Genomic DNA, 2,286 nt, shown 5'->3' on the forward strand with positions numbered 1-2,286 from the left:
GAGAATTTAGGTCGGGTTCAATTCCTTTCTTTTATATTGATGAGACAAAACCCAAACAAATCAGGTTCCATCCCTTTTTACCGAAAAACAGAGGCTGGGTTGCAACCTCTGGATTTCTTCCTATCATTACGACATTCAAAAGCAAAGTCGATTATACTTTTTTTGAACGAGTAAGGCTTTTAGCAAGTCGCCATAGCGATTGCCGTAGAATGACAATCATTTTAATGATTCCTCATTCTTAACGCCCTCGCTCTTCTGATTTTAAAGCTCGGGATAAAATAGTCCACTGGACTATTTTATTTCTCCGTAAACTCTCCGTCTACGACGTCATCTCCTGCGTTTCCTGTTGCTTGTGCGCCTTCTGCTCCTGCTTGAGCTTGTTGGGCTGCAGCGGCTTGTTCGTAGAGTTTAACAGCAAGTCCTTGAGCTTTTTCGTTCAATGCTTCAAGTTTCGCTTTCATTTCGTCCAAGTTATTGTCTTCTTGAGCTTTTTTAAGGTCATCAAGGGCAGCTTGGGCAGCATCACGTTCTGCGTCGAAGCCTTTGCCTTCAGTTTCCTTGATTGTCTTTTCAGTCGCAAAGATAGCTTGGTCTACTTCGTTACGAAGGTCTACTTCTTCTTTACGTTTCTTATCTGCTTCAGCGTTAGCTTCAGCATCTTTCATCATGCGGTCGATTTCTTCGTCTGTCAAACCTGAGTTAGATTGGATCACAATAGTTTGTTCTTTTTGAGTTCCAAGATCTTTAGCCTTAACAGACACGATACCGTTCTTGTCGATATCAAATGTTACTTCGATTTGAGGAATTCCACGAGGTGCAGCTGGGATATCAGTCAATTGGAAGCGTCCAAGAGTCTTGTTATCAGCTGCCATTGGGCGTTCACCTTGAAGAACGTGGATATCAACGGCTGGTTGGTTGTCTGCTGCAGTTGAGAAGACTTGTGATTTAGATGTTGGGATAGTAGTGTTGCGATCGATAAGTTTTGTGAAGACGCCACCCATTGTTTCGATACCAAGTGACAATGGTGTCACATCAAGAAGGACAACGTCTTTAACATCACCAGTGATCACACCACCTTGGATGGCAGCACCCATAGCAACCACTTCATCAGGGTTTACTGATTTGTTTGGTTCTTTACCAGTTTCAGCTTTCACAGCTTCTACAACGGCTGGGATACGAGTTGAACCACCAACAAGGATAACTTCGTCGATTTCTGACAAGCTCAAACCTGCATCTGAAAGGGCTTGACGAACTGGAACTTTTGTACGTTCTACAAGGTCACGAGTCAAATCATCAAATTTCGCACGAGTCAAAGTCATTTCCAAGTGAAGAGGTCCAGCCTCACCTGCAGTGATGAATGGCAAGCTGATTTGTGTTGAAGTTACACCAGAAAGGTCTTTCTTAGCTTTTTCAGCCGCATCTTTCAAACGTTGCATTGCCATCTTGTCAGTAGACAAGTCAATACCGTTTTCTTTCTTGAATTCTGCTACTAAGTGATCGATAATTTTTTGGTCAAAGTCGTCACCACCGAGTTTGTTGTCCCCTGCAGTTGACAATACATCGAAGACACCGTCACCCAATTCAAGGATAGATACGTCAAATGTACCACCACCAAGGTCGAATACCAAGATTTTTTCTTCTTTGTCAGTCTTGTCCAAACCGTAAGCAAGAGCTGCTGCAGTTGGTTCGTTGACGATACGTTCTACTTCAAGACCAGCGATTTTACCAGCGTCTTTAGTTGCTTGACGTTGAGCATCGTTGAAGTAAGCTGGAACTGTGATAACTGCTTTGGTTACTTTTTCACCAAGGTACTCTTCAGCGTAACCTTTCAAGTATTGAAGAATCATAGCTGAGATTTCTTGTGGAGTGTATTCTTTTCCATTTGCAGAAACTTTTTCAGAAGTTCCCATCTTAGATTTGATAGAGATAACTGTATCTGGGTTTGTGACTGCTTGACGTTTTGCAGCATCACCAACAATGATTTCTCCATTTTTGAATGATACTACAGATGGAGTTGTACGGTTTCCTTCTGGGTTTGCGATGATTTTGCTTTCAGTTCCTTCAAGAACTGCAACTGCTGAGTTTGTTGTACCTAAGTCAATACCGATAATTTTAGACATGTGTTTTTCTCCTTAAATTTTAATTCGAATTTTGATTTTTTTGATATTCCCCTTAAGTGGTGGGGACGTGAGCAACTCCCTTCGGGATTTCATCACTTATTTTTGAGCCTATTGTCTCAAAAATCCCCTGTTTCAGTAGCAAAAGCTACTGAAACTTTCACCACGG

2 protein-coding genes are annotated in these 2,286 nt (G+C 41.9%); one reads left to right on the forward strand and one right to left on the reverse strand.

Annotation, left to right across the window (positions count from 1 at the left end; translation table 11 throughout):
* On the forward strand, positions 1-242 hold a 242-nt coding region (locus GMD5S_RS10835; protein ID WP_237739033.1), incomplete at its 5' end, for a hypothetical protein.
* A 54-nt stretch (positions 243-296) separates the two neighbouring features.
* On the opposite strand, the gene dnaK is transcribed toward GMD5S_RS10835, so the two are convergent.
* Entirely contained in the window at positions 297-2,120 is a 1,824-nt protein-coding gene (gene dnaK / locus GMD5S_RS0210080; RefSeq protein WP_000034683.1) for a molecular chaperone DnaK, read from the reverse strand.
* Positions 2,121-2,286 lie beyond the last annotated feature (166 nt).

Origin of the sequence: Streptococcus sp. GMD5S (assembly GCF_000298715.2) — a bacterium.
Lineage (GTDB): Bacteria > Bacillota > Bacilli > Lactobacillales > Streptococcaceae > Streptococcus.

What these genes read in the sequence shown, in the direction of transcription:
- dnaK (WP_000034683.1), bottom strand. Translation starts at nt 2,120, where the DNA reads ATGTCTAAAATTATCGGTATTGACTTAGGTACAACAAACTCAGCAGTT.